This is a genomic window from Rhizobium sp. BK619 (assembly GCF_014195245.1).
Classification (GTDB): domain Bacteria; phylum Pseudomonadota; class Alphaproteobacteria; order Rhizobiales; family Rhizobiaceae; genus Rhizobium; species Rhizobium acidisoli.
Genome location: NZ_JACIBH010000015.1, coordinates 103462 through 129921, shown reverse-complemented (window position 1 = coordinate 129921; position 26460 = coordinate 103462). Strand labels below are relative to the sequence as shown.

The 26460-nt window shown below is 60.1% G+C and carries 26 protein-coding genes; 20 read left to right on the top strand and 6 right to left on the bottom strand.

Going from position 1 to position 26460, the window contains the following annotated elements:
* Positions 1-35 precede the first annotated feature (35 nt).
* From FHX14_RS26780 to FHX14_RS26770, 3 genes are all read left to right on the top strand, one after another.
* Positions 36-455, top strand: coding sequence for a nuclear transport factor 2 family protein (locus FHX14_RS26780; RefSeq protein WP_184379863.1), 420 nt, complete (start codon positions 36-38; stop codon positions 453-455).
* Positions 456-626: 171 nt separating this feature from the next.
* Positions 627-998, top strand: a complete 372-nt coding sequence (locus FHX14_RS26775) for a nuclear transport factor 2 family protein (protein WP_184379861.1) — start codon at positions 627-629, stop codon at positions 996-998.
* A 143-nt stretch (positions 999-1141) separates the two neighbouring features.
* Positions 1142-2194 (top strand): aldo/keto reductase, encoded by a 1053-nt coding sequence (locus FHX14_RS26770; RefSeq protein ID WP_132575268.1) that lies wholly within the window; start codon positions 1142-1144, stop codon positions 2192-2194.
* A 98-nt stretch (positions 2195-2292) separates the two neighbouring features.
* Here FHX14_RS26770 and FHX14_RS26765 read toward each other — a convergent pair whose 3' ends face one another.
* Positions 2293-3042 carry an IclR family transcriptional regulator gene (locus FHX14_RS26765; RefSeq protein WP_184379859.1) on the bottom strand — a complete coding sequence of 250 codons (750 nt, stop codon included), beginning with the start codon at positions 3040-3042 and terminating at the stop codon, positions 2293-2295.
* A gap of 222 nt (positions 3043-3264) precedes the next feature.
* Here FHX14_RS26765 and FHX14_RS26760 point away from each other — a divergent pair, with 222 nt between their 5' ends.
* The 3 genes from FHX14_RS26760 to FHX14_RS26745 all read left to right on the top strand — a co-directional run bounded on the left by FHX14_RS26760 (position 3265) and on the right by FHX14_RS26745 (position 6408).
* On the top strand, positions 3265-3951 hold the full coding sequence (locus FHX14_RS26760) for an SDR family NAD(P)-dependent oxidoreductase (protein WP_184379857.1): 687 nt from the start codon (positions 3265-3267) through the stop codon (positions 3949-3951).
* Positions 3952-3996: 45 nt separating this feature from the next.
* On the top strand, positions 3997-4164 hold the full coding sequence (locus FHX14_RS26755) for a hypothetical protein (protein WP_165932267.1): 168 nt from the start codon (positions 3997-3999) through the stop codon (positions 4162-4164).
* Between the two features lie 1350 nt (positions 4165-5514).
* Entirely contained in the window at positions 5515-6408 is an 894-nt protein-coding gene (locus tag FHX14_RS26745; protein ID WP_132575260.1) for a LysR family transcriptional regulator, read from the top strand.
* A 154-nt stretch (positions 6409-6562) separates the two neighbouring features.
* Here the strand turns inward: FHX14_RS26745 and FHX14_RS26740 are convergent, their stop codons facing one another.
* The 5 genes from FHX14_RS26740 to FHX14_RS26720 all read right to left on the bottom strand — a co-directional run bounded on the left by FHX14_RS26740 (position 6563) and on the right by FHX14_RS26720 (position 10340).
* On the bottom strand, positions 6563-7267 hold the full coding sequence (locus FHX14_RS26740; RefSeq protein WP_246713467.1) for a DUF4405 domain-containing protein: 705 nt from the start codon (positions 7265-7267) through the stop codon (positions 6563-6565).
* Between the two features lie 63 nt (positions 7268-7330).
* Entirely contained in the window at positions 7331-7807 is a 477-nt protein-coding gene (locus tag FHX14_RS26735) for a cytochrome P460 family protein (protein ID WP_132575258.1), read from the bottom strand.
* Between the two features lie 295 nt (positions 7808-8102).
* Positions 8103-8243 carry a hypothetical protein gene (locus FHX14_RS26730; protein ID WP_246713466.1) on the bottom strand — a complete coding sequence of 47 codons (141 nt, stop codon included), beginning with the start codon at positions 8241-8243 and terminating at the stop codon, positions 8103-8105.
* A gap of 68 nt (positions 8244-8311) precedes the next feature.
* The gene (locus FHX14_RS26725) at positions 8312-9151 is read right to left on the bottom strand and encodes an oxidoreductase (protein WP_130815716.1); all 840 of its coding nucleotides are present in this window, start codon (positions 9149-9151) and stop codon (positions 8312-8314) included.
* A gap of 178 nt (positions 9152-9329) precedes the next feature.
* Positions 9330-10340: an AraC family transcriptional regulator gene (locus FHX14_RS26720; protein ID WP_184379855.1), complete on the bottom strand. Its 1011-nt coding sequence runs from the start codon at positions 10338-10340 to the stop codon at positions 9330-9332.
* Positions 10341-11033: 693 nt separating this feature from the next.
* Here FHX14_RS26720 and FHX14_RS33170 point away from each other — a divergent pair.
* The 14 genes from FHX14_RS33170 to FHX14_RS26650 all read left to right on the top strand — a co-directional run bounded on the left by FHX14_RS33170 (position 11034) and on the right by FHX14_RS26650 (position 26420).
* On the top strand, positions 11034-11528 hold the full coding sequence (locus FHX14_RS33170; RefSeq protein WP_246713465.1) for a hypothetical protein: 495 nt from the start codon (positions 11034-11036) through the stop codon (positions 11526-11528).
* An 11-nt stretch (positions 11529-11539) separates the two neighbouring features.
* Positions 11540-11995 carry a hypothetical protein gene (locus FHX14_RS26710; RefSeq protein ID WP_130815713.1) on the top strand — a complete coding sequence of 152 codons (456 nt, stop codon included), beginning with the start codon at positions 11540-11542 and terminating at the stop codon, positions 11993-11995.
* A gap of 213 nt (positions 11996-12208) precedes the next feature.
* Positions 12209-13285: a lytic transglycosylase domain-containing protein gene (locus tag FHX14_RS26705; protein WP_184379853.1), complete on the top strand. Its 1077-nt coding sequence runs from the start codon at positions 12209-12211 to the stop codon at positions 13283-13285.
* Positions 13285-13644: a TrbC/VirB2 family protein gene (locus FHX14_RS26700; protein WP_131631665.1), complete on the top strand. Its 360-nt coding sequence runs from the start codon at positions 13285-13287 to the stop codon at positions 13642-13644. Before FHX14_RS26705 ends, FHX14_RS26700 begins: the two co-directional genes overlap by 1 nt.
* A 3-nt stretch (positions 13645-13647) precedes the next feature.
* Positions 13648-13974, top strand: a complete 327-nt coding sequence (locus tag FHX14_RS26695; RefSeq protein ID WP_168320279.1) for a VirB3 family type IV secretion system protein — start codon at positions 13648-13650, stop codon at positions 13972-13974.
* Positions 13975-13977: 3 nt separating this feature from the next.
* Positions 13978-16497 carry a VirB4 family type IV secretion/conjugal transfer ATPase gene (locus FHX14_RS26690; protein WP_184379851.1) on the top strand — a complete coding sequence of 840 codons (2520 nt, stop codon included), beginning with the start codon at positions 13978-13980 and terminating at the stop codon, positions 16495-16497.
* Positions 16475-17650, top strand: coding sequence for a transglycosylase SLT domain-containing protein (locus tag FHX14_RS26685; RefSeq protein WP_184379849.1), 1176 nt, complete (start codon positions 16475-16477; stop codon positions 17648-17650). Before FHX14_RS26690 ends, FHX14_RS26685 begins: the two co-directional genes overlap by 23 nt.
* A 22-nt stretch (positions 17651-17672) precedes the next feature.
* Complete coding sequence (locus tag FHX14_RS26680) at positions 17673-18464, top strand: conjugal transfer protein (protein ID WP_168320276.1); 792 nt, start codon at positions 17673-17675, stop codon at positions 18462-18464.
* A 208-nt stretch (positions 18465-18672) separates the two neighbouring features.
* Positions 18673-19746 (top strand): type IV secretion system protein, encoded by a 1074-nt coding sequence (locus FHX14_RS26675; RefSeq protein ID WP_184379846.1) that lies wholly within the window; start codon positions 18673-18675, stop codon positions 19744-19746.
* A gap of 28 nt (positions 19747-19774) precedes the next feature.
* Positions 19775-20509 carry a type IV secretion system protein gene (locus FHX14_RS26670; protein WP_168320273.1) on the top strand — a complete coding sequence of 245 codons (735 nt, stop codon included), beginning with the start codon at positions 19775-19777 and terminating at the stop codon, positions 20507-20509.
* 8 nt (positions 20510-20517) lie between these two features.
* Entirely contained in the window at positions 20518-21336 is an 819-nt protein-coding gene (locus tag FHX14_RS26665) for a TrbG/VirB9 family P-type conjugative transfer protein (RefSeq protein ID WP_246713464.1), read from the top strand.
* Between the two features lie 11 nt (positions 21337-21347).
* Positions 21348-22685: a type IV secretion system protein VirB10 gene (virB10, locus tag FHX14_RS26660; RefSeq protein ID WP_184379844.1), complete on the top strand. Its 1338-nt coding sequence runs from the start codon at positions 21348-21350 to the stop codon at positions 22683-22685.
* Positions 22682-23731: a P-type DNA transfer ATPase VirB11 gene (gene virB11, locus FHX14_RS26655; RefSeq protein ID WP_168320241.1), complete on the top strand. Its 1050-nt coding sequence runs from the start codon at positions 22682-22684 to the stop codon at positions 23729-23731. Before virB10 ends, virB11 begins: the two co-directional genes overlap by 4 nt.
* Positions 23700-26420 (top strand): type IV secretory system conjugative DNA transfer family protein, encoded by a 2721-nt coding sequence (locus FHX14_RS26650; RefSeq protein ID WP_184379842.1) that lies wholly within the window; start codon positions 23700-23702, stop codon positions 26418-26420. Before virB11 ends, FHX14_RS26650 begins: the two co-directional genes overlap by 32 nt.
* The last annotated feature ends 40 nt before the right edge of the window (positions 26421-26460 follow it).

Sequence of the window (26460 nt, the reverse complement as noted above, 5' to 3'; positions counted from 1 at the left end):
GGGTCCGAAACCGATGTTTGAAGGGAGACAGCGCGATGATTTCGCGTGACGACCGCCGCGAGGCCGAAAGCCAGATAGCGCGCCTGATTCATAGCTACTTCTACCGGCTCGACGAACGCGACCTCGAGGCCGTCGCCGCCTTCTTCGAGAACGCGGCCTGGCACATTTCCCCGGAGCGGGCGACGCACGGCAAGGCAGAGAAACTTGCTTGGCTGCGCGAGAATACCCCCGCGCATGACGCCTATCTCGGCCCGCAGCATCTGATCGGCAATGTCCTCGTCGACGTTGCCGACGACGGGCGGACGGCCACCAGCCTTTCCTATTTCATCGTATCCCAGCTGGTGGACGGGCCGGGCATCCATGTAGCCGCGCGCGGACGGTATGCGGACAGCTTTGCCCTGCGCAACGGCCAGTGGCAGTTCACGGAGCGGCGCGTCCACGTCGACCGGCGCTAAAACGATCTCAATGATCCCAATACTATAACAGGTGATACATGACGACCAATGCTCTGAGCGACGCCCAGCGGCTCCAGCGGCTGGAAGATATCGAGCAGATCAGGACGTTGAAGGCGCGATACGCCGAGGCGCTCGACAACCGGTTCAACGGCGATCAGGTTTCCGCGCTGTTTGGCCACGTGGCAGGTCGGCGAGGATCAGGCTGCCCAGACCGGACGAGAGGAAATCAAGCAGCTCTGCGTGACCGTGGCAAAGCAGATTTCCTGGTCGATCCACTACTTCATCCCGTCGGTGATCGAGATCGGCGAAGACGGCGTCACCGCCAAGGCCAGCTTCTACATTCTGGATTTCCAGACTCTGAAGAACGACGACGGCGAAGATGAAGCCTACATGTTTGCAGGCACCTTCAACGACACGTTCACGAAGATCGACGGCTCCTGGTACTTCCAGAGTATCAACGGGAAGATCGATGTCGTGACACCCTGGACGGAAAGCTGGGTGAACAAACCGTTCATTCCGGATTTCTTCGCCATGAGCAATTGAAGTTGGCTCGAACGCATCGACGGAATCCTGGGCTGGCACCGATGTAGCAGCTTTGCTTGGCGGGCCAGCTCCTATCGGCGCACCGAACGTGAACTTCTGTGGTGCGTCCCATCGGCCGCAACAGGATGCGAAAGGAAATGCAGATGGAATACCGCTATCTCGGTCGGTCGGGCCTCAAAGTCTCGACCGTCACATTCGGAACGATGACCTTCGGCGGCACGGGCTTCTTCGCCAAGGCCGGGAACACCGACGTCGACGAAGCCCGGCGCCTGCTCGATGTCGCCTTTGACCACGGGGTCAATCTCTTCGACACCGCGAACGTCTATTCGCATGGGCTTTCCGAAGAAATCCTGGGACAGGCGCTCAAGGGCCGTCGTGATCGCGCCCTGATCGCCACGAAAGTGCGCATGGGAATGGGCGATGGGCCGAACGATGCGGGCCTGTCGCGCAAGCACATCATCGAGCAGTGCGAAGCGAGCCTGCGTCGGCTCGACACCGACCATATCGACCTCTACCAGGTCCATGAGTGGGATGGCCAAACGCCGCTGGAAGAGACGCTCGAGGCGCTGGACACGCTCGTCCGGGCCGGCAAGGTCCGCTACGTGGGCAGTTCGAACTATGCGGGATGGCAGCTATCGAAGGCACTTGGTATCGCCGAGAAGCTTGGCTATCAGCGGTTCATCTCCCAGCAGATCCACTACACGTTGCAGGCACGCGAGGCCGAGTATGAACTGCTGCCGATTGCCGAGGATGCCGGCGTCGGCGTGCTGGTTTGGAGCCCGCTTGCCGCCGGTCTTCTGACAGGAAAGTATCAGCGCGGGCAGCGGGCGCCGGAAGGCTCACGACAGCTCAACGGCTGGGGTGAACCGCCAGTGCGCGACGAGGATGCTCTATACAATATCGTGGATGAACTCGTCGCCATCGGCGACGCGCGCGGCGTGTCGGCGGCGCAGGTGTCGCTGGCTTGGCTGCTCGCCCGGCCGGGCGTGTCCTCGCTGATTGTCGGCGCGCGAACCGAACAGCAACTCATCGACAATCTTGCCGCAGCCGACCTCCACCTGACGGATGACGAGCGCGTCCGGCTGGAACGGGTGTCCGCGCCCGCGCTGATTTATCCCTTCTGGCATCATGCGAAGTCGGCCTCCGACCGGCTTGGCCCGCACGACATCGTGCCGACCGAAGCGCTCAACCGGTAGTCGGAACGTCATCCAGTGTGCCCGCAGAAAAGGTGCACGCGAGGTGAGCCAGGGCTGTCGGCAGCCTGCAGCGACGACGCGTCGCCCGGAAGCTGCGATTACAGCCAGCCTTGGCCGGCGGGCCTGACCTTATCCAGTTCCTGGCGCATCTGCTCGGCGATCGATATCAGGCGTGACTTGGGCAGGCGGCTCGTCGGTCCGGCGATGGCGACGGCGGCGCCAGGGGTGAGGGCGATCGCGACACAGGAAATTCCAGCCCGGTGGCTGTCAAGGTCGAGAGCGAAGCCGTTGCGCTGCGCCTCGGCGATTTCCTCGGCATGGCTATCCCATGAAAGCGGATCGCCGGCCCGAACGGTTCGCGCCAACTCGGCATCGGCCGCCAGGAGGGTATGGCCAAGTGCGTCAGCGATCAGCGGTTTGCGTTCTCCAGGCCTGACGGCGAGGTGCAGCGGCTGTTCCGATTGCACGGCATCGACACAGAGATAGTCGGCGCCGGCGGCCAGGCCCAGGAAGGCAGACTCGCCGGATGCCGCGCTCATGGCTTGAAGCACGGGCCGGATGCGGGCGCGCAAGGCGTGTTCGGCTTCGGCATCCGGCCGCACGAGACGACTGAGTTTGCCGGTCAGCCGGTATGCGGCGCCCTTCTTCTCCTGCGCGATGTAGCCGAGCTCTTCGAGAGACGCGAGGAGGTTGTGGGCGGTGCTGCGGTTGAGGCCCAAGCCATCTGCAAGCTCGCTCAACCGCGCGCCTCCGGGTTGCGCGGCAATACGCTCAAGGAGATCGAAGGCGCGTCGCACGGACTGAATGACGCGGTCGGAAGAGGGCGAGGATTCCATAATGCTGAACATTATCATCCCCCTGCCGCATATTCCAGCCAAATGCAGACGATCATCAGGCCCGAAGTGCTTCAAGCGAAATTCCACATTATTGAACTAAACAGCTTTCAATGGGTAATAGTTTGACAATGTGGGAGCTGCTGCCTAAATGATGGCTGTACGCAAGCCGACAGGCGACCGAAGTCACTGCTCGTCGCGGCCGCCTCAACCACTATTTCAAGGAGAGATACAGATATGACCCGCATCATCCTCATCACTGGCGCGAACCGCGGCATCGGCCGCGAACTTGCCGCGCAGCTTGCCACAGCCGGTGACACCGTACTGCTTAGCGCCCGCGACGCGGGCGCCGCAAAAAAGGCGGCGTCAGAGATTGGCCGCGACGTTCACCCGATTCAGCTCGACACCTCGGACCTTGCCAGTATCAGCGCTGCGGCCGAGAAAATTGAAGCGGGCTATGGCCGCCTTGACGTGCTGGTCAACAACGTGGGCGGGATCTACGACTACGGCCAGAAGGCGTCCACAGCCGATCTCGCGGTTGCCCAGCAGGCACTGGAAACCAATTTCTTCAGCGCCTGGCGCGTGACGCAGGCAGTGCTGCCGCTGCTGCGCAAGGGAAAGGCGGCGCGCATCGTTAATGTGTCCAGCGAGGCTGCGTCGCTCGATCGGATGGGCGCGGCCGTTCCGGCATACGCGACATCCAAGACTGCTCTCAACGCCCTGACGCGGGTCTTTGCCGCTGAACTGGCTGACGAGGGTATCACCGTCCATGCCGCAAGCCCTGGCTGGACCGCAACCGAACTGGGCGGCGAAGGCGGACGGCCCGTCGCCGAGGGCGCAGCCAGCATCCTGCATGTCATCGATCTGCCCGCCGACAGCGGCACCGGCGGCTTCTATCAGGATAAGCAGGTCCTGCCCTGGTGAGCGGATCGAAAGGCCCTGCCCAAAACTGAGTCCTGGGCGGGGCTGATGCATCGTGACGCGATAAAGCCCGAGGGGATGTTCCACTCGGGTTTCTTTTTGTCGATGGACCGCACCGCGCAACCGCTGGCGGCGATAGCGTGCGAGGTTTCAGCCTCGCAGCGAAAGCAGTTCGCACGGCTGAAGCGCCGCGAGCACTTCGTCGGCCGCACGTAAGCCGCTGTCGTAGGCACCATGTGCGGTAGAAAAACCATGCCCCCGGGTCGCTTTGTCGGCAATGAAGATTCTGCCTTCCCAGGAACGGGAAAGGAATTTGTCGCCCCTGCGAATGACGGGGCAAGGCGCAGCTATAGGCGCCGCCGAACCGTCTCGAGCGGCTCCAGTCGGATGCGGCCAAACCTTCCAGCTTCAAGCGGACGCCGAAGCCCACGAGCTTGATCAATTATTCGAGGACCAGGTCGAACGCGGCGACGACCCCTTCCACAGAAACGACCCTGGCGCTGTCACCCAGTCAACAATCGATAACAGGCCAGCCGTACGGGCGGATATAGTAGTCGCAGGTCCGGGTGTCCTAGGATCCTCGATGCGATGGGCTCGTGCGGAAAAAGGGCCTGGCCGTCGATCTGGAGGAACAGTTTCTCATCGCTTGCGAGCGGAATGACGCTTGTGGAAGGGCGCGATGGATCGATGGCTGAAGGCAGGCCGGTTGACGGGCAACGAGCACGTTCGTGGATACGTGGGGGATTGCGGTGGCAGGCGTGCATTGTCCTAGCTGGTAATGGTGATCGTCAGGCAGTAGCGGTGCTCGCCCTCGTCCGGTGTTGCGAGGCGGACGGCCGTGGGATGGCAGCCTTGCGGAGATCAAGGTCCTATAGGCCACCGGCGCTCGCCAATTGCGATAGCTGCGCGCTGCTCATAGGCGAGATAGTCAGCCGCCGACATAGGATCCGGTGCGACACCGTTGGAGAAGCCGCGGACCGCATGGACATACGGGTTCCATTCGGCCCCCGGTAGCAAGGGATCCTCGGCGCTGTCGCTCATCGAGACAAGGCGCGGCAGTTTCTGTTCCCAGACATGACTGCTGCCTTGCACCAGCGACCTGCTGTTCCGGAGAAAGCCGAGATCTGCATGTTGCCTGCCTAATCCAGCATCGCTCCGATCGATCGCAAAGCCTGCCTTTTCGGCAATGGCTGTCCAGAGATTACGATCGGCCGAGTGGATCCATCCGCAACCGAGGGGAAGCTGCAAGCCTGGGGCCAGACGCCGCCGCCAAGGCAGCTCGACCCGTCCAGCAACCAGGTCGAGAAACCACTGGCGGGAGGCGCAGGGCCACCGCAATACCCGCGGCTCCGCCACCCAGGATGGCGAGATCGACTTCGGTGGTCGTTCAGGGTCTCGCCCCAGTCGGGTGGGCATCGCTGGTGCCGTCAAGCAAAGACGTACCTGCAAATGCATCGAATGGGGTTTGTTCGTGAAGTTCTCTTGCGCACGAGCTTTAACCCAATGATTGTTCCGCAGCCTGATTAGGCGTTATAAATCAGATCATAACATGAAGAGGACTCATGAGTGTCGCGCGAGAATGTCAATGATCTGCTTGCCTTCCTGGCGGTCGCCCGGGAAAGAAGTTTCACCAAAGCCGGCGCAAAGTTCGGGATTTCCCAATCGGCCTTGAGCCATACCATCCGGGGGCTTGAAACGAGGCTTGGCGTTCGGCTCCTCACGCGCACGACACGAGCCGTCTCGCTGACCGAGGCCGGAGAGCGGCTATTGAATGGAATCGGCCCTCATTTCGACGAGATAGACGCGGAGATAGACGCGCTGAGCGATTTACGCGACAAGCCCGCGGGTAATATCCGCATTACGGCCCCCGACCACGCGATCAATTCCGTTCTCTGGCCGAAACTTCAAAAATTCCTGCCCAACTACCCCGATATCAAGGTCGAGCTTCTGCGCGAAAACGGCCTCACCGATATCGTGACAGAGCGATACGATGCCGGCGTTCGCATGGGCGAGCAACTCGCGAAGGACATGATCTCGGCGCGTATCAGTCCCGACTTCCGCTTCGCGGTGGTAGGGGCGACATCCTACTTCAAGAACAATTCGGAACCGCAGCACCCCCAAGACCTCATCCGGCACACTTGCATTAACGAGCGCCTTCCCACCAGTGGGGGCTTCTGGGCGTGGGAGTTCGAGGATCAGGGGCGGGAGATCAAAATCCGCGTTACGGGACAGCTCGTCTTCAACAACTCGTACCAGGCTGTCGAGGCGGCGGTTGCGGGATTCGGTCTGGCCTATGTGCCTGAGGATGTCGCCTTGCCGCATATTGGGAAGAAACGGTTGGTGCGTGTGCTCCAGGACTTCAGCCCAAAATGGGATGGTTACTACATATATTATCCGAGCCGTCGTCAGTCCTCGCCGGCTTTCGTCGCCATCGTCGAAGCGTTGCGCCATCGCACGTAGTGCTAGGATGGAAGGACGGCTGCCAAGCGCCGTTGTGCGTAGAGGGAGCGACGTAGCGGACCGATCTGGTGCGATTGCGGAGTCATGATGGCGATGCGGTCGTGCAGCGCTGTCCAAGCCATAGCTCGCTTTCAAGAGGAAGCCCGCCGATCTCTCAAGGCATTTGCGCGACTTCTCCCCGTGACGCCTTTCGTAGCCTGCCGGTTGCCGGCCGTGTACGCTGCCGGTTTCTCCAGCTCGCCATTGCATAGTGCATGACGATCGCCGGAAGCGCCACCACGGCCGCCCAGTGTCCGAAGAATGGCGTTACCGAGGTTTTGAAGTTCCAGACATCGAGGCTGTAAGTGAAGGTCAGCTTGGTCCAGACACCGAGCACCGAAAAGCTCCACACGCCGAGCCCGGCGAGAAGAACGGTAGCAATCCGTAGCAAGAGCGTCCGAACGGCGCAAATAGGGGAAAGCCCCAGGATCGAACGGCTTAACGCCATCACGCGCGCCCAGTGGAGGCCAAGATGGATGCCGACAATGATCATCACCCAATAGGCCGAGAACCAGTGGACTTCCCGCAGGTAGATGCTGTCGGGAATGGGGAGCGCGCTGAACAGCGATTTCGAGATCACGACGCTGGTAACCAGCATGATGATCATGTTGACGATCAAAGCCAGATGGAGGGCGACAACGAAGGCGCGGCGTCGATCATATCGGCCCGTGAATAGATTTTTGAACCAGAACCGGTTAACCACGATGTGGTAGGCGAGCAAGGCGAACATCGCGGTGCCGAAAATCTCGTGAGGCACGTTTTCGAGCCACCAATAGGCCAGCGAAAGCAGAAGCAGAATCGCCATTGCGCCGGGCAGCAAGAGACGATTGATAAGAGGGGACGACTTCACGATGAGGTACTCTTTGAATGGGAAGCTAAGGCGCTAGTTCTCGAAACTGCGCGCATCGTTGAAGGTGAACATGTATTGCCGGTCCTGACGGGATTGATGACAGGAATAACAGCGTGCCGGACTCTCATCATCCGTCTTGATTGACCGGTCTGGATTAAATGCTTGATACGCCCAGTCGTCGGGGTCGTTTCCTGTTTTTTCGGCGACGAGATACCGGGCCAGGACGTCACTCTGGTGATCGACCAGAACGACATGGGTTCCGGTCGGAACCGGCTTCCCTGCCTGGATAGCGTCGAGTGCGGTCTGGTTGGTAAGCATGTGCTCGCGTGTTATCCCGCGGCGCACGGTAGTATAGTGTACGAGCTTCTCCAGTTCGGGGAAAGTCGCTGCACGCGTCTCAGCATGAGCAGGTGTCGCTCCGATCCCCTCAGGAAGCATGAGATAGCCGACGGCAAAAACCAGTAGCCCGCCCAGTAATGCGACCCCAAAGAATCCAATCTTTATTTTCATTCCCGCATGAATCCTGTTGCGTACAAGAGATGCGCGGCACACCTGGAGATGTACCGAACGATTCGTTTCCAGATCTCCGGCTTCAGTTGGACGGTCGCAGATGCAATTAGCGATCTGCGGTGCACGGTAGACTGGACATGCTGCGTCATCCGATCAAACGCTTGAGCAACGTCAGTTCAGCCTCTGCTTCTGGCGAGCTTTCGCCGGATACTCATTCTCGCTTAACAACTAGCAAATAGGGCGAAGCGGAATTAGTGGTGCCAGTGCGCTTGTAGATATGAGGCAGATTCATCAATCATTTCGGGAGGGCCTTATGATTGCCGACGGCTCCAGCACGATGTCGCCCGAAGAAGGTGGTCGCGAACTCCGCCTTCACGTCTTCCAGCTTCGCTTCTTCGATGGCGCCGACCAGTGCGTAGCCTGCGCTGTTCAGCACGACATCGAGGCGCCCGAAATGCCGGTGGGCAGCCGGTTCCCAATACCCGGGAATTGCTCATCACCGTCTTAAACGCCTTTACGCGGAATCCCCATAGCCATGCGAATGAAACTGTCGAAGGCCCGGTCGGAGAGCAGGCGGCGCAGAAAGATCATGGGTTTGGCACCGAAACCGACGGCATAGCGCGTCTTTGGACGGCGGGCGCTGAGTGCCTTGCCGATCGTATCCGCGATCAAATCAGGCGGTGACATGCGCTTGCGGTTGGCTTCGCTCACCATCGCCCTGACCACGGCATCGGCCTGTCCGGCATAAGCGCCCTCGCTAGAGGTCTCGCGCAGCTTCTCCGCAGCAATTCCAGCCCACTCGGTATTGATGCCGCCTGGTTCAATGACCACCACGTGGATGCCGAGAGGCTGCACCTCCAGGCGCAGGCAGTCGCTGATCGCCTCGAGCGCAAACTTCGTGCCGTGGTACCAGGCGCCCAGCGGCGTGTGGATCTTGCCGCCCATCGAGGTGATGTTGACGATGGTTCCCGAGCGCCGCTTGCGCATGTGCGGCAGGGCCAACTGAATAAGGCGCACAGCACCGAACACGTTGACCTCGAACTGCGCGCGGGCCTCATCGAGGGGTACGTCCTCTACGGCACCGTAGGAGCCATAACCGGCGTTGTTGATCAGGACGTCGATACCGCCCGACTTGTCGATGATTTCCTGGACGCCCGCCTGCATCGAGGCGTCATCCGTCACGTCCATAGCCAAGATGTTGATGCCAGCGCCCGCTAGGGCACGCATCCGGTCCACGCGGCGCGCTGCGGCGTAAACCGTGTAGCCGAGGGCCTTCAACTTGAGGGCGGTGGCTTCGCCGATGCCGGACGATGCGCCTGTGACGAGTGCAACTTTCGTATTCATCTCTAAAATCCACGGTTCGAGAATTTGATGTGCATGGCGCCTTGGGGTTTGGTTCGCCTTCTGTGCTGCCTACTGTACGCAGCGGGAGGCATCAGCTCCCTAGCGATTCGCGCCAGTCTCCAAGCAAACTACGCCAAACTTCAGTTGCTAACGTCAGCGGGCACCTTGGATGATTTCCTCAGTTCAAATGGATGGCGTTGCGGGCACTGTCGGGCGTCTGCCCAGTCCAGCCTTGGAATGCTCGATAAAAGGAATTGGGATCCTCGAAGCCCAACAGGAAGGCGATCTCGCCACCGGACATCTTGGTGTTAGTCAAGTAGTGGCGTGCCAGGTTTTCTCGGGTGGCATTGACTATGGCGCGGAAGTTCTCTCCCTCATTCTCCAGGCGGCGCTGCAGCGTACGCTTGCTCATGCCAAGGCGTTTAGCGGCCTTCTCGATGGTGGCCGCATTACTCGGCAGCAGCTCCAGCAGAACTGCACGCACGCGGTCGGCTGTCGTGGCGGTCGCATCCAGTTCGCTAAGCCTGCGGCGCAAGTCGGGCTCGAAAACGCGCCACATGCCTGCGTTGACGGTGAGGAACGGGCGCAACACATCTGCTGCCGAAAAGGTGATGCTTGGCGCAGGCCCCTGTTGCACGGGAACGCCGAAGAAGTTCTCGTAGCGCCGAGAATAAGGGCTCGGAGGGAGTACTGGAAGCGCTACGCGCAACGCCTTGACCGGCTCGCGGGTAGCGAGCCGAGCGAGCCGCACAAAGAATGCGATTTCGGCCACTTGCAATGAAAACGGCACCTGCATCCGTACGGTCAGCCAGCGAGGCAAAACCGTCAATTCCCCGCCATTGCTCACCTCGACTTCGAGACTCATGGGCGCCAAAAGCTGCTTGTATTTCGCCAAGCGCTGCACCGCTTGCATCAGGTTGGCGCTGCATAGCGCTGCGAACAGAGGCGCATCGAAAGATTCCACTGAGACGGTCTCAACGATCCGCAACGGAAACATGACATCACCGGCCTCCGCCTCCAAGGACCGCCAAAAACGGAAATACTCCTCCGTAGTTAGCCCATGTCCCTCACGCGAAAACAGGTCTTCAGGAAGGCCAGCCCTACGCAGCACATGGCCGGGCTGGACACCGAAGTCCTTAAGCAATGCTTGCCACCCGATATCCATAGAAAAGGTTTGATTGCGTGTCATTGGGATACTCCCGGCCGGGCTCTTCAACACTGAAACAGAAGATTCAGCATATAGACCGCAGCCCGACAAATGCAAACTGCGCCACACGCCACTCAATCGGCGCCAAGAGGCGGTCGAGAGCGGTACATGTCGTTACCAGCGCGCCGCTCGGAATCAAGAGCTACTCGGCGATTCTGCGGCTGGATGGACAGCGAAATGCGAAACCTCGAATGAGAGTTGGCATCCAAGAAACCAGCATCAATGCGGAACGGGCGAGCCCGGCGAAGGAGCCTTGAGTTCTCCGCATCTGGATGATAAATTATACTGAAGTATAAGTCCACCTTTTGAACGCTGACCTCTGGGTAGGGAACTCGTACCCAGGTCCGGCGTCCCGCTTGCGGTAATCGAACCGCCTATCAGGAGCCCGGTTCTCGTCTGACACACAATCGATCTCTACTGACGAAGGAATGGTACAAAGTTCCGATATCGACTGATTGCCCGGGCTGCGGCGCACAGACCCGGTCCGCCAGCATTGTCGTCGGGCCATCGAGCCTCGTCATTGCCGACCTCGCCTCGGAGAAGGATGTTCTGAAGCAGCCGTGGTCACCGCTTGGGGCCTTTGCATTCGTCGAGTGGCTGGGCGGTCGGACGGAGAACATCGAGCAGTTCATCGTCAACCGCTTTCACAGCGCGTTCGAGTTCAAGGACGATCGCTTGCTGTCGATCTGTGAGCATTGCGGAGAGAGTCTTTCACCTGCCACTACCCGCTCTGGCGCCATGAACGGCTTCGTCCGCCTTGGGCAGAGACGTCTGCTGGTCAACGAACGGATGCTGCTCTTCGCATCGCGCGTTGTGTTGACGGAATTCCATGGCGGCACGTCAATCGAGGAAAGCGGCCTGCCGCATCCAGATTACGCGCTCATGCTGATTTGCGATGCGGAAAGCGCAGGCGGCGAAACCGGTACCGTCGAACTGTGGCACAGCATCGCGCGTAATGACTACGCCATCACCGTGAAAGGTCATGAGGGTCGGGAGATCTTCCGTGACACCCTCCATGATGACCTCGCGGTCGTAGTAGCCACTATTTCCAATCTCGGACTGGTCCTGACGCAGCTCCACCTGGCACAGCCATCATCACCCTACTGCCGGCTTGCCCGTGCTCTCTTTCTCGAAACCCTTGCCCATGCCGGATATCGGCAGGAAAATTAGAAAGCAACACGATGCGGATTTCCAAAACGCGATCGGGATCTTTGGCGATAGTGATCCTGTTGTCCGGATGTGGCGGCCTGATACACCCACCGCGACCGCTGCCCCCAGTCCCATTTGCTTACCTCAGCCTCACCGCTTGCAGAGCCTATGCCAGCAATATCGTCGAGTGCCAGCTTGAGTATGGTACCCAGTTCGGACGCCAACGCCTCGGTCCTGTCCAGCAGATGGGTCTTAATATCAGTGGCGGTGACAGCCGCTATCAGGTCGCGTCCTGCTATCCGGTCTCGAGGATCCAGAAGGAATTGCCCAATTTCGTCTGCCGAATCTATGAGCCTCGATCAGGAACGGATGTCAGTCCGGTGTTGATCAAAGGAGGCACTGCGGTGCGCCTGGCGCGTGTTCTGGGCGATCGCGAACAGATCCAATATCGCTGGATGCCAGATAAATGGTCGCGGCTACACGACTGAATTTGCTCAGGAAACGAGCACCCCGGCCATCGCTACTGCTGCCATTAATTATACCCGAGTGAAACTTTAAGGTTGATTTCCGTAACGGAATGCAGTTCAAAATATTATACCGCAGTATAATTTTGGACTGGTTCGGCCATGGATCGCATCCCATTTTCGCCCGTGAAGAGACCGCAAAAGGCATGGTCGCGAAGCGTACTGTGGGTTGCTGGAATGTCGGGCTTCCTGCTCACCGGTTTCGCTTCCGACCCTCGCGATAACGATCTGCCCTCCTATTCGGAAACGCCTGCTCAGGCCGGTAGGCCTGGCGGTATCACGACTGAGAGGGTGGGGAGAGTGGCAGCCCGGTTGAACCCAATCGCCGCGTCAAGTCTGGCCGTTGCAGCCAAGCAGCCGCCACAGCCGACAATCGATTGGGTCAGCTTCAGTCAGCGCTTTGACGCGCCGAAAGATGGACATCCGATTGGACCCGGCGTTCTTTCATTGGACACGGTGGAAGAGCTTGAAGACAGTCGCGCGAAATTACCAGGAGAAGCGGCTGGTAGCGCGAATACGCGCCGCGAACGCACGGTGCATTCGCCAATCGACGTCTTCTCCTTTGAGCAGACGCCGTCCCCTCACATCGTCGATCCGCAGACCGCGTCGAAAGCCGATAGCGACCTGTCGTCGATACAGCCCCGACCCGATTTGCTTTCCGGCATTCCCAAAGAATATGCAAAACTCGCACTGGCGATCGCCGCTGCAGAAGACGTTGATCCGAACTGGGTGCTGTCGATCATGCGGGCCGAAAATGCTGGCTACGATCCACGTCTCGTCAGTTCCGCCGGGGCTATTGGATTGATGCAGGTAATGCCGCGGATCGGTGCGGCCTTCGGCGCCAGTGATCTCACCGATCCCGAACAGAACATCCGTGCCGGCACACGATTTCTCCGTGCTCTCATTGCCAAATATCGCAATCCAGTGCTCATCGCCGCGGCCTACAATGCCGGCGAACCCAACGTAGACCTTCGCCATTCCCTGCCACTGATCCGGGAAACCGCGGACTATGTCACGCGGGTCGTCGGGTTCTACGTTGGCGTGGCGACGACCTCTAGGGGCCCGCATGGCGGCCTGTCACTTCCGTCGGAGTCCGGCTCGAAGCGCGGGGCAGGGAATGCCGATCGCGCAAAGTCGCCGATGCTTGTTTTTTCCGTTGCAGATCCGCTCCCACCACAAGGCCTCTCTCAACAGCAGGAGAGGCCGGTCGAAATCGGCAACCCCGTGAAAATCGTCAAGGAAGAGGTGCACTGATGAATGTAATTGCAATGGCAGTCCTTTATGGCAGCGTCGCCTGGCGTTCGAGGGCAAAGCGCAAGTGGGTCGGCAATGCCGCGATGGTGTTTGCGGCCAGCCTGATCCTGCTTGTCAGCCAGTTCGAGCCAGCGGCGGCGCAGAACCTTGACGCGTTGCAAAACGCCGCTGACCGGCTGGTGCAGTTCTTTACCGGCCCCTTCGGCCGCTCCGTCGGAGCGATCGCCTTCATCGGCATGTTTCTGGCCGCAGCCTTCGGATACTGGTCCTGGGGCGCCCTGCTTCGGGTCGGGGGAAGCCTTGCCGGCATGTTTGCGGCCGCCGAACTCGTCGACTTCCTCGCTGGCAGCGGATCTTGAACCATGGCTAGATCAGTCAACACCGCCGACGGTGGCGATGAGTATATCGAATCCTATCCCGTCATCCTGGCTCTGACGCGGCCGCCAACGGTCATGGGGATCCCTTACACATACTTTCTGGCGGAGTGCTTCATTTCGCTGATGGTGTTCATGGTCCTGGGCTCCATCCTCTGGTTCCCGGTCTCTTTCGTGATCCTTCACAGCATCCTCTATGTGCTGACGGTGAAGCTCGACCTCTGGTTTTTCGAGATCGTCGGACGCCTCAGCATGTGCGGCGTCAATCCTCTGGGTCGAAGGCTCGGCGGTGGCATCAGGACCTATGGGGCGTGATCGATGGGCACCATGGCGAGATCGTTGAAAGGGAGCTTGTCGAAAGGTTGGGAGATATTCGCCGACCGCAGCATATCGACACACGTCCCGTTCTATGTGCCGATCGAAAACGGCATTATCCGACTGAAGAACGACTGCCTGGTCTCCACTGTGCAATTGACCGGCTTTTCGTTCGAGACTGCCGATATCGAGACGATCAACATGCTGCAGCGGCAGCGCAACGCCGCGTTCCGCGCGATCTCGTCGGTCGGCAATTTTGCGCTGTACACCCATGTGGTCCGCCGCAAGGTGGCGCCGTCGCTGCCATCGGCTTTCGCCGATCCCTTTATGCGGCGTCTCGACGACGTCTATCAGTCGAGCATCTCCAGGAACGAGATGTTCGTCAACGACACCTGTGTGTCCGTGGTCGTTCGGCCGCTGTTCAGACAAGGCTCGGCGCTGTCCCGCATCATGGGCGTCGGCGGCAATGTCGTGCGCAGGGAGCAGTTCCGAGCGATGCGCGACAAGCTTGTCGAGGCAACGAGAGCTCTGGAAAAATCGCTTGCTGCCTACGGTCCGAAAGTCTTGCGCGACGTGCGGCGCGCCGAGGTCGATCTTGGTGACGGAAAGACGATCTACCGGACCATCTCCGACGACACGATGCTTGAGGAAGGCACGCGAACAATCTGGTTCTCGGAGCAATGCGAGTTCTTCTACACACTGCTGAACGGCGGCCGGGTCCGGCCGATCCGTCTCGGCAATACACCGATCGACGAGATGCTGCCGGCGCGGCGGACGTCGATCGGCAACCGGATCATCCATCTCCAAGGCGAAACATCCGGCGATGATCGCTATGCCGCGATGGTGTCGCTGAAGGAATATCCGCCCGAAACCGGCGCCGGCATGCTCGACTATATCCTCAAACTCCCTTTCGAGATGGTGCTGACCCAGTCGATGTCGTTCGTCGACGACATGGCCGCCCGCAGCCGCATCGAAAGGCTCGATCGTCAGATGTCGAAAGCCGACGAGGGCGGCTCCAGCGTTCAGGCCAATCTCGACATTGCTCGCGATGAACTCGCCCGCAAACGCGTCGCCTTCACCGAGCATCACCTCACCGTCATGCCAGTGGCAAAAACAACAACCCAGCTTGATGATGCGGTTGCGCTAATCGGAAACGAACTTGGGGCGCTAGGCGCCTCCTATGTTCGCGAAGATCTGAACGCCGAGCCGGCCTACTGGGCGCAACTGCCTGGCAACCAGGCCTATATCGCGCGGCGCGCGCTCATCTCGACGCTCAATTGCGCGGGCTTGAGCAGTTTTCACGCCTATCCCTATGGCAAGCCAGATGGCAATCACTGGGGACCGGCGATCACCATTTTCGAGACGACCTCCGGCACGCCCTTCTTCTTCAATTTCCATCAGGGAGACGTCGGACACACGACGGTGTTCGGACCGACTGGTTCGGGCAAGACCGTCATCATGGCGTTTCTGATCCTGCAGGCCTACCGCGTCAGTCCTCGATTGAAAACGATCGTCTTCGACAAGGACCGTGGCCTTGACATCATGGTGCGCGCGGCGGGCGGCCGATACATGACGCTCGAGCCCGGCGAACCGTCTGGGTGGAACCCGCTGCTGCTCGACGATACCGAGGAAAACCGCGTTTTTCTGTACGGGCTTTTGAGCTTCATGCTGAAGCCGTCAAAGGACGGCGAGAGCCTGACGCCGCAGGAAGAGGCGATCATTCGCAACGCGATCAAGTCCGTGCTCAAGACGAAGGACAGATCGTACCGCCGGCTCTCATCCTTGCGTGCCCTCTTGGCCGGAAGCGAGAGGACCGAAGGCAGCCTGATCGCCAGACTCGACAAATGGGTCGACAAGGGACCTTACGCCTGGCTCTTCGACAATGCCGACGACGACCTCGACATTTCCAGGCCAATGATCGGTTTCGACATGACCTCGATCCTCGACGATCCGACGGTGCGCACCGCGGCCCTCCTCTACATGTTCCACAGGCTGGACGAGATCTACGACGGCAAGGCGCCGATCATCAACCTGATGGACGAAGCCTGGAAACTGCTCGACGACGACGAGTTCAAGCGCACCATGAAAGACTATTTCAAGACCATCCGGAAAAGGAACGGTCTGGTGATCTTTGGCACGCAATCGGCCGACGACGTCGTGCGGTCCAGTGTCAGCCGCACGATCATCGAACAGACGTCGACCAACATCTTTTTCGCCAACCCGAAGGCCGATGAGCACTCCTACATGGAGCATTTTGGCCTCTCCAGGGCCGAATTCGAATGGGTCAAGAACGGCGACCCGAGCTCGCGGTTCATGCTGATCAAGCAGGCGAAGAGCAGTGTGATTGCGCGCGTCGACATGTCCCACATGCCGGAGTTCATCAAGGTCTTGTCCGGCCGCGAGGAGACCGTGCGCGAGGTCGAGATGCTGCTCGAAGAATATGGAGACGATCCGAAAGATTGGCTGTCGAAATTCTGCTACTGGGAGGGAGAAGCGGCCGATGAACAACGCAAGGCTTCCTGAGTTGGCGACGGCCGGCGTGCTGGCGCTGGCGACAGTGATGACCCCTGCGGCCACTCGCGCTCAGGTTCCAGTCATCGACAATGCCCGCCAGAAGATCCAGCAGGCGACCTTGAACTGGTACCAGGGCTATCAGGCCGATACTCGCAAACTGAAAGGCGCCTCGGGCGGTACGACGGACAGCGTAGCGCCCGGTCAGGGCTCCGGCGCACCCGCCGATTGCTCGGCAGACGGCATGGGCGGCGACACGGCACCGGCGGCGCCATCGCAGCGGACGCCGAGCCAGCAGGAAGTCGCCCGTATGGTCGAGGACGAGGCAACCCGCCAGGGCGTCGATCCTAATTTCGCGCTCGCCATTGCCGAACAGGAATCGCGTTTCCGACAGTCCGCGCGCTCAGCGGTCGGCGCCACCGGTGTCATGCAGCTGATGCCAGGAACCGCAGCTCAGCTGGGCGTCAATCCCTACGATACGCGCGACAATATCCGCGGCGGCGTGAAATATATCAAGCAGCTCCAGGGAATGTTCGGCAATCGCTACGACCTCGTCGCCGCAGGTTACAATGTCGGTCCTTATCGTCAGTCGCTTAAGAACGGTGAGATCCCGAACATCCCCGAGACGCAGGATTACGTCAAAAAGGTCTCCGCCTACTACGGCCGCAACAAGGCGCAGGATGGCGACCGGACCCCGCCGGCTAGCGACAACACCGAGCCCGAAAGCGCGAGCTACGGGAACGGCTGCGGCGAGCAGCTGAAAAAGGCTGTCGACCGCAATACGCAGGCGCAGGTCGAGCGCGGATCGGTCTGGAATGAGCTGCTTGGGAAATCGATTGAAGCGAACCAACAATATCTGCTGCGCCTGCAGGCCGGGCTGCAATCGTCGTCGGCGAACTTACGCGGCTCCGGTGGCGGCAATTCGAAAGATTTCGACGGTTCGCTCGTGATGGCGCAGATCCAATGCCCATCGACGATCGTCGACACCGGCAGCACCCGCTGCTTTGCCGTGCCGTCGACCGCCACGACCGAGCAGATCCAGCGCTGGCTCGATGACCTGCAGGAACAGGCACGCGCCAATGGCACCATCGCGACCTTTTCGGCGATGCAGGATCCCGTATTGGGCCTGGTGACGGTCGTCGACGCCAGAGCGAGAGCAAACTGAAAGGACTGGAGAGGTTAGGCACATGAAGAAATTTGTCGTAGCGGCAGCCCTTGGCATCGTCGCCGTCTCGCATGCTGACGCGCAGGTTCCCGTCAAGGATTCGGAGAACATTTCGCTCAGCGAGGACATCAAGAAACTGTCGTCGCAGATTCAGCAGGACACCTCGGTCGTCAAGGACAACACGACGAAGACCTTGCAGGCGGTCACCGGCGATCGCAGTCAGGATGCCAGCCAGTTCGCCAAACTTGCGACCGGCAATGGCTTCAGCATGGGGCAGGCGCCGGACTTCGGATCGATCCTGTCGGGAAATCAGGCCGTGTTCGGCGGCATTAGCGGTCAGTTTCAGAATACGGCCGCCAAACTGATTAACGGCCTCAACCTGGTGAAGATGGTGGTCGATACCGTCAAGGGCGGGGAGCTCTCAGGCGCCAACCAGGCCTATTCGCAAGGGGTCAATGCCTTGACGACGATGACGGCGCTGACGGATGCGATGAACAGCGCAACGAAGGATCGGCAAAACTCGTTCATGCAGGCGACCGAGAAGATCGGCACGGCTCAGGATCTGAAGGGTGCGCTCGAACAGAACACCCAGATGGTGCTGCAAGGCAACCAGACCGCAAACGAAGCCGTTGGCTCCCTCAACAACCAAGTGATGCTGCTGAACCAGCAATACAAGGCGGCGCTCGCCACTTCATCGCAGAACCTCAAAACCTTCGCGCCGCTTCCCGACAGTGTCATGCGGGATGGAGGCTTGGAGCAACAGGGGGCCTCGGTTCGCGATCAGTTGAAGGCATTCGAGGAGCAGGAGCAGTGAGGCTGGCCCTGATCTTGGCATTTTGTTGCGCGGCTCTCAGTGGCTGCGGCGGCAAATACGAACAGTTGGCGAAATGCTCGGCCGACGAAAACCCCGTGCCGGCGCCCGGCTACGATAGTGCCCCGCAACCAGCGCCGCCGGAACAGGCGCTGGCGAGAGTGGTCAAAGACGATTGCGGCCCGATGCGGCCTGTCAATTAGGATGCGAAATGGATCCAGTCAGCTACGCGATCAATTTCTATGGCGACGCGCTCAGATATTTCGACAAGATCAACGAAGCCTCCCTCGAACGGGCGTGGGGCCTGTTTGCCGAAAATAGCAATCTTGTCTCAGCCATCCTGGCGATCTTCCTGATCCTCTACTTCCTCTGGGGTGCACTCGGACTGTCTGCTGTCTCCCTGCACGACATGGCGGTGACGGGTTTCAAGATCGCGCTGGCTTACGCCTTGGTCATGTCCTGGGCCACTTTCTACGATAATATCGGCCAGTTCGTGCTCTCGTCGCCCCAGGATCTCGGTTCGGCCATTTCCTCGGCGATGGGCGGCCAGTCGGCCGGTTCCGATCTCGCCCAGCAAGTCGCCAGCATGGCACGCAAGGTCTACGACTTCGCCATGCAGCTCTTCAACTCCTACGAGTCAGGATGGCTGCCCAATGTCACTGGCGCTGTGGTCGTGTTCATCGTGCTGGTGTTCGGTCTGCTGCCGATGCTGCTCATCCTTACCGGCGTGACGCTGTTTGCCAAGATGATCACCGCCGTCATGCTGGCGATCGGGCCGATTGCGATCCTCTGCTACTTTTTCGGCATCACGCGATTTGTCTTCGACGCATGGGTGAGGGGCGTCGCCTACGGCATGTTCATGCTGCTCTTCACCTACATCATGGCCGGCCTGTCGTTCGGTTTTCTAATCGGCATGATGGACACGATCAACGGCGACATGGCGACTAAGGAAAACGCATTGGCGATCGTGCTCGCCATGGTGCTCTACCTGGCGCTGATCTCCTATTTCCTTTTTCAGGTGCCCGATTTCGCTAGAACCTTTTCCTACGGCACGGCGATATCGGCCGTGCCGGGCGGAGGCGGTGTCAATACCGGTTACGGCGCCGCGCGCAGAACACTTGCATCCAGCAATTCGAGGACCGGGCAGGCGGCGGCCGTCGCCCTTGGCATGCTGGCGGGACCGAGGGGCGCCGTGACGGCGGCAGCACTTGCGGGCCGCGGCAGTGTGGCAGGCGTCGGCGCGCTTGGGCGAATGCTGACCAATCGCCGCCGCAACAGCGAGTGAACGAGACACCGTTATTCGAGGGTAACACTTGGCATTGTTCAGAAGACAGACAACACCTGCTCCGACCGATCATGTTCCCGGCCCGCAGGAAATCTATGACCGGCACTTGTCCTGGGGCGAAAAGAACCGCTCGCTTCGGACCTTAATCGGTTTCATCCTGATGGTGTTCGCCGTGGCGGGCTGGGCCATCGCCGGAATACTGTCGTTTTCGGTGGCGCAGCTCTTCCCGCTTGTCCGCACCGAGGTGGTGCCCCTGATCGTGGACAAGAACACCGGCTACATGGAAACCGTGACGACGCTCGACAAGGATCGGTCGAGCGTCTCGGAAATCCAGGCGGTTCGCGCCTCATTCGTCGGCAATTACGTCATCCGCCGCGAGACCTATGATCCCCGCTATCTCTCGGACAATTTCGACATGATCGCGCTCTGGTCGGAACCGAACTCCGAGGCCTTCAAGGAGTATGAGACGTGGATGAACCCAAGCAACCCACGAGGGCCCCTGAAGACGCTTGGTGCCACCGGCGACATCCAGCCGGAAATCCTCTCGGTCAATCCTCTCAATGCCTCGACCATGGCGGTCCGATTTGAGACGCGGGAGCGCCAGCGCGGTGGCGACGTCGTCAATCGTTGGTCTGCCACGGTGCGCTACCGGCAGATCAATCTTCCCGCCAGCAACCGGGTTCGTCTGTACAATCCGCTGGGCTTTGTCGTCACCGAATACGCGAGGGTTCCGGAAACCATGCCGTCGGGGCCCGCCCAATGATGAAATGGATGGCGGCGCTCTCATTCTTACTGCTGCTGGGAACCACGGTCGGTCATGCCGAACTGGTTGCACGTCCGGGAAGGCTCGATCCTCGGGTGCGCTCGCTACCCTATTCGGCTGAACAGGTTTTCCTGGTGACCGGCACCTACGGGATGGTGACGACGATCCTCTTCGGCACGGACGAAGAGATCACCCAGGTCGTTGCCGGCGACACTGTCTCCTGGCAGATCCTCACCTCGGCCGACCGGCGTTCCCTGACCTTGAAGCCAATGGAAAAGGACGCTTCGACCAATCTCTCCGTCGTGACCACCAGGCGGACCTACTCCTTCGATCTGCGGGTCAACGACAGCAAGGCGATCCAGAACCAGACCTTCAAGCTGCAGTTCACCTATCCCGAAGATGCCGGGCTGAAGGGGACGGCCGAGCTTTGGAAACAGGCGCAGGATGCTGCGCACAATCCGAACCTCAAGAACATCCGTCGCGACAAGGTCAACTACGACTATGGCTTCAAGGGAAGCGATGCGGCAAAGCCGCTCTGGGTGTTTGACGACGGATTGAAGACCTTCATGAAATTCACCGGCGACATTCCGGCGATCTTCATCGTCGACCGGAAACGCCGCGAGAGCCTCGTGAACTACCGCCGCGAGGCCGATTACATCGTCATCGATACCGTCTCGCGGCAGTGGTCGCTGCGCTATGGCACCGAGGACGAGACCTGCCTGTTCAATCTGCGAACTGTTCCCGCCGATATTCCGGCGCCGATCGAAGGTGCGGTTGCGCCGAAGCGGATCGGTGCCGGCGGTCCTCCGCAACAGGCTCAACACTAGGAAAGCGCGCCATGTCGGATCCAAATTATCATTCGCTCGACACCGACAGCGCCATTGGCGGTCCGGTCCGGAGGAGCAGCGTTGGTCTTATGCGGCCGATCGCGGTTATCGCGGCCATCGCCGGCGTCGGCGTCGTCCTTTATTTTCTGCTTGCCGGCGGCGAGCAGCAGCCGGCGATCGACACGACGCCGCGCGAGGAGTTCCGTCCGGTCCAGACACCCAGGAACGAAGGGTTCAGAACGCCGGCCCCGCCTCCTTTGCCGACGGTCGTCGTTCCGGAAGCGCCGCCGCCACCCCCTCCGCCACCGCCAGCGCCCGTCGTTCCGGCGGCTGCTCCCGTTTTGCCACCGGCCGAGGTCGACTGCACCAGAGGCAAGAACCCGGACAATCCCCGCTGCATCGAGCTCGCACGGCAAGCCAAGCTGCTGGAGCGTGTTCGCTCTTCCGCCATGGTCTTCGATCAATCGGATCAGAGGAACGGCGCGGCACGGGCCTCGACCGGTGCCGCGGGTGCGGGACTGTTCGGCGCCAGTGATCCGTCCGGGGCGCAAACGGCAGCAGCGTCAAACGGTGGCGGCGCGGTCGACAGTGATCGCGCTTTCTTGAAGGCGATGGGTGGCCAGGGCGTGGACGTTTCAGTCGCAACCGAGAACCGCCGCACGGACGCCTGGATCCCGCAGGGCACGATGATCCGCGGCACGCTGGAGACGGCGATCAATTCAGACCTCGCCGGCATGGTGAAGGGGATCGTGCGCGACGATGTCTATTCGTTCGACGGCCGTCGCATCCTCATACCGGCTGGGTCGTCACTGATCGGCGATTATAAATCCGGCGTCGAGCGGGGGCAGGAGCGGATCCTGATCGTCTGGACACGGATGATCCGCGGAGACGGCGTTTCGGTGCAGCTCGGCTCTTATGGCACCGACCGGCTCGGGCGCTCGGGCATGACGGGTGTCGTCGACCGCAAGTATTGGGAACGGTTCGGGCCGCCGACGATGATGACGCTGATTGGCGGCGCCACTCAGTACATCGCCCAGCTCGGCCAGAAGCAGGACCGCAATATCACGATCGTCAATACGGATGGAACGGTGACCAGCATTCCTCAGGATAATGGAAGCACGTCACAGGATCGTGCCCGCGAAATTGCTGCTGAGACGATTGCGTCCGGCATCCAGCAGCTGGCGTCAGAAGCTTTCCAGGACAGCCGCAACATCCGGCCGACGATCCACATTCCTCAGGGCTCCGACATCAATGTCTTCGTCACACGCGACCTCGACTTCGCCGGGCTTTATCCGGATCCGGTCCGCGAAGAGTTTGAGAGACTGCGCAGAAGGAAGCTTGGCAAATGAACGCGCGCCCGTCGATTTCTGCTGAGCAGCATTTTCTGTCTGAGGCCATCGAGCCGATCCGGCCGTTTCTCGACGATCCCGGCGTGGTTGAGATTTCCTGCCAGCGCAGCAATGAGATCTGGCTCGAGCGTATCGGCCAGCTCAGCATGATGAGGCAGCAAGTCGACGGCCTCGACCAGGAATCAATCCGCCATATGGCATCGCGCGCCGCCTCGTTCACCAAGCAGACGGTCAACGTTGAACATCCGCTCCTATCGGCGACGCTCGTCAAGGGCGAGCGCGTGCAGTTCGTGCTGAACCCGACTTCGGCGACGGGCCACGCCTTCTCCATTCGCAAGCAATTCATCCGCCGGTTCGATTTGAACGACTATGAGAAGGCTGGCGCGTTCCGCTTCACCAAGGTGACGGGAGACGACTATATCGACGACGTCGATATCGAGCTGTCGCGGCTGCTGCGGGCCGGCAAGGTTCGCGCCTTCCTGGAGCTCGCGGCAATCAATCACCGCAGCATGCTGATTTCGGGCGGCACCTCCACCGGCAAGACGACGTTTCTGAATACGATGCTCACCGCCATTCCGAACCATGAGCGGTTCATCCTCATGCAGGACACGGCTGAGCTGGAGCCGCTACAGGAAAACGTCGTCTCGCTGCTGGTCTCGAAGGGTGGCCAGGGCGAGGCAAGGGTGACGATGGGCGATCTGCTGGCCACGGCGCTCCGTCTCAGACCGGATCGGATCTTCATGGGCGAGCTGCGCGGCGACGAGGCCTTCGACTTCCTCAATGCGATCAATACCGGGCATCCCGGTTCAATGTCGACGATCCATGCAAACTCACCGCACCACGCCTTCAACCGGCTGTCGACCTTGGTGCTGAACAGCAATGTGCGCATGGAGCGCGACGATATCGTTCGGTACATCCGCTCGATCATCCCGATCGTGGTCCAGTTGAAGAAGAGTGATGCCGCTGGCGGCCGCGGCGTCAGCGAGATCTACTTTGCCGACGAGGTGGACGAAAATGGCAAGCGCATCCACGCACAAAGAGACTGACCGACCGAAATGGACGGGCCTGCAGCGCGCGTCGTTGTTCACCATGCCGGTCGCGCTGCTCGGCGTCGTTCTCCTCTGGCTCGCCTTCTTCACGCTGATCTACGACGCCTACATCACCTCATTCGGATCTTCGTCCTACTTCGACTACGTCGCACAGGTGCGGTTCGTCGATGCGATCCACTATACCTGGTCCATCATCCATGTGCGCAACACGGTTGGGCTTTCGCTGCTGGCATTCGTCCTTGCCTCGCCGCTCCTGTTTTTCTTGGCTTGCCTCTGGATGCTGAAAGGTGGCAGGGCGCTATCGCGCAAGATCCTCTATCTCCTGCATGTCCGATCGATGTTCAGTCTGATTGCTCATACGGCTCTCATCTTCACCGCCGCCTATTCCGGTGTCATCGTCTACGGCGTGGCCTTCTATATGGTTGCCACCAAGGCCGGCGAGCATGCCGAGATTGCCAGCTACTATGGCAATCATCTGGCCGCGATGTATCAGGCGCCTTTCGGCGCAATCGATGCAGCCGGCGCCTATCAAAAACCCTCCCGGCAGACGGTGCTCGCCGCGCTCGCAGGTCTCGCTGCCGCCGGTGCCATCGTCGGATTTCCGATCGGCGCGGCAATTCAGAAACGCCAGCGGATGATCATGGGAAAGGCACGCCTCGCCACCTTGAAGGACGCAGCCGATTTTCGGCTGCGCGACAAGCACGGCATCGTTCTCGGACTGAAACAGGGTTTGCTTTTGCGCAATGACGGCGACCAGCATGTGATGGTGATCGGTTCGCCGGGGCAGGGCAAGTCGCGCGGCTTCGTCATTCCGACGATGATGAGCTTCCAGGGATCGCAGGTCGTCCTCGACATGAGCGGCGAGCTATTCGAGGAAACCTCCGGCTACCTGAAAGACAAAGGCTACGAGATTTTCCTGCTGGCGCCCGGCTCGAAGTTCACCGACGGCTACAATCCCCTCGACCTGATCAGTGACGAGCCGAACCAGCGGATCACTGACCTCCAGAAGCTGACGCAAATGCTTCTGCCGGAACGTCTGCGATCGGATTCCTCCGACTTCTGGGAGGAAAGCGCCAGGATCCTGTTGACGGCGCTGCTCGGCTTCGTGCTCGAATGCCCTGACACCCGCAAGTCGCTCAGCGAGCTCTATCGCATCCTCAACTCGATGTCGGACGAGCGCAAGGCGATCATCCAGTTATTGGAAAATTACGAGCCGGTTCTCTCCGACCAGACCCGTATGCAGCTGACCAAATTCGCCGGCCGGCATGAAAAGCTCGGGGAGGGGATTGCGGCTGAGATCGTGGCCAAGCTCAACTTTCTGCAGAACCCGCTGGTGGAAGCGCTGACCTCGATCACCACGATCCCGATCGACACCGTCAGAAAGCGTAAGCTCGTCATCTACATCCAGGCTGACTGGAACGCCATGCAGATCTATGAGCGACTGATCTCGATGTTCATCCAGCAGATGGCCGACAAGCTCGTGCAAATGGGTCCCTTGCGCAACGGTGAGCACGAAGTGCTGATGATGCTCGACGAGTTCGGCAATGGCGGTCGTATCGACACGGTCCTGACGCTTGCCCCGCTAATCCGCAAGAATGGCGTGCGCTTCGTCTTCATCCTCCAGGACGGCGCCCAATTGGAGCGGCTGTACCAGCGCTCCGGCCAAAAGATCCTGATGGGGGCTTCGACGATCAAGCTGTTCATGAATTTCCAGAACCAGGAAGATGCGACCGCTGTCTCGATGGCTGCTGGCAAAACGACGGAGTGGGTGGAGCAATCGTCCTATTCCCATCGCCACGGCCGAAGACAGCGATCGATCTCGAAGGTGCCGGTCTCGGTCGATCTCCTTCCCGTCAACACGCTGATGATGATGAAGCCGGAAGAGGCGATCCTGCAGGTCACCGGCATGCCGCTGATGCGCATCATGAAGCTCGATTCTGGCGGCGAGCGGATGTTTTCGAAGGTGCGGAAGTTCAAGCCGGCGAAAAGTCCTTGCATTGAGCCGGTTGAATGGACGATCGACGACAGCAAGTCCGCGGCGGCCCCGGCCTTGACAGGCACTGACATCGACGACGTGCGCTTCGTCGTCAAGGATGGTGTCCGCCACGTCTACATTTCCTCGCTCGACGAGCTGCGTCATCGCCTGGATCTCGACGAGACGCGCGAGGCCGGTGTGGCGGAGGAGGAGGTACAGGCGGAAAAGAAGAAGCAGTCGGAAGACAAGCAAAAGGGGGATTCGGCGAGCGGGCAACGAAAGCGCGGCATACCCAAAACGCCTGGAGCCGCTCGCGAGAGTGACATCGGTCTCGATATCGATCAGGAGAAGCTCAGCCGTAATGTCTATTCGGGCTCACCGGCACATCGGAGCCTTCAAGCCAAACAGGCCAATGGTCCGTTGGATCAAAGCGGCCCTCGGCCTGCTGCGTCTGTTCTTCAGCGGCAGGAGGTCAGAGAAGTATTCGGGGCAGATCTTACCGCGTTGAACGAGGTGATCTTCCAGCAGGTCGAAGAGAATGCACTTGAGCCGGTCGAGCTCAACGCGGATGTCGAGCTCTTGTTAGAGAGCCTGTCGGATCGGCTCACGGAGGACAGCTCGAGAGCCTACCTGCGCCAGTTCGCTAGCTTGGTGCGGGATCCGCTGGGCGAGGATCGGGAGCAATCTGGGACCGAGGCGCTTGCTGAGTAGATGCGACGTAGCCCGCAACGACGCAACACTGCGTCCCCAT

What these genes read in the sequence shown, in the direction of transcription:
- FHX14_RS26780 (WP_184379863.1), top strand. Translation starts at nt 36, where the DNA reads ATGATTTCGCGTGACGACCGCCGCGAGGCCGAAAGCCAGATAGCGCGC.
- FHX14_RS26770 (WP_132575268.1), top strand. Translation starts at nt 1,142, where the DNA reads ATGGAATACCGCTATCTCGGTCGGTCGGGCCTCAAAGTCTCGACCGTC.
- FHX14_RS26765 (WP_184379859.1), bottom strand. Translation starts at nt 3,042, where the DNA reads ATGTTCAGCATTATGGAATCCTCGCCCTCTTCCGACCGCGTCATTCAG.
- FHX14_RS26760 (WP_184379857.1), top strand. Translation starts at nt 3,265, where the DNA reads ATGACCCGCATCATCCTCATCACTGGCGCGAACCGCGGCATCGGCCGC.
- FHX14_RS26755 (WP_165932267.1), top strand. Translation starts at nt 3,997, where the DNA reads ATGCATCGTGACGCGATAAAGCCCGAGGGGATGTTCCACTCGGGTTTC.
- FHX14_RS26735 (WP_132575258.1), bottom strand. Translation starts at nt 7,807, where the DNA reads ATGAAAATAAAGATTGGATTCTTTGGGGTCGCATTACTGGGCGGGCTA.
- FHX14_RS26725 (WP_130815716.1), bottom strand. Translation starts at nt 9,151, where the DNA reads ATGAATACGAAAGTTGCACTCGTCACAGGCGCATCGTCCGGCATCGGC.
- FHX14_RS26720 (WP_184379855.1), bottom strand. Translation starts at nt 10,340, where the DNA reads ATGACACGCAATCAAACCTTTTCTATGGATATCGGGTGGCAAGCATTG.
- FHX14_RS26710 (WP_130815713.1), top strand. Translation starts at nt 11,540, where the DNA reads ATGCGGATTTCCAAAACGCGATCGGGATCTTTGGCGATAGTGATCCTG.
- FHX14_RS26705 (WP_184379853.1), top strand. Translation starts at nt 12,209, where the DNA reads ATGTCGGGCTTCCTGCTCACCGGTTTCGCTTCCGACCCTCGCGATAAC.
- FHX14_RS26700 (WP_131631665.1), top strand. Translation starts at nt 13,285, where the DNA reads ATGAATGTAATTGCAATGGCAGTCCTTTATGGCAGCGTCGCCTGGCGT.
- FHX14_RS26695 (WP_168320279.1), top strand. Translation starts at nt 13,648, where the DNA reads ATGGCTAGATCAGTCAACACCGCCGACGGTGGCGATGAGTATATCGAA.
- FHX14_RS26690 (WP_184379851.1), top strand. Translation starts at nt 13,978, where the DNA reads ATGGGCACCATGGCGAGATCGTTGAAAGGGAGCTTGTCGAAAGGTTGG.
- FHX14_RS26685 (WP_184379849.1), top strand. Translation starts at nt 16,475, where the DNA reads ATGAACAACGCAAGGCTTCCTGAGTTGGCGACGGCCGGCGTGCTGGCG.
- FHX14_RS26680 (WP_168320276.1), top strand. Translation starts at nt 17,673, where the DNA reads ATGAAGAAATTTGTCGTAGCGGCAGCCCTTGGCATCGTCGCCGTCTCG.
- FHX14_RS26675 (WP_184379846.1), top strand. Translation starts at nt 18,673, where the DNA reads ATGGATCCAGTCAGCTACGCGATCAATTTCTATGGCGACGCGCTCAGA.
- FHX14_RS26665 (WP_246713464.1), top strand. Translation starts at nt 20,518, where the DNA reads ATGGCGGCGCTCTCATTCTTACTGCTGCTGGGAACCACGGTCGGTCAT.
- virB10 (WP_184379844.1), top strand. Translation starts at nt 21,348, where the DNA reads ATGTCGGATCCAAATTATCATTCGCTCGACACCGACAGCGCCATTGGC.
- virB11 (WP_168320241.1), top strand. Translation starts at nt 22,682, where the DNA reads ATGAACGCGCGCCCGTCGATTTCTGCTGAGCAGCATTTTCTGTCTGAG.
- FHX14_RS26650 (WP_184379842.1), top strand. Translation starts at nt 23,700, where the DNA reads ATGGCAAGCGCATCCACGCACAAAGAGACTGACCGACCGAAATGGACG.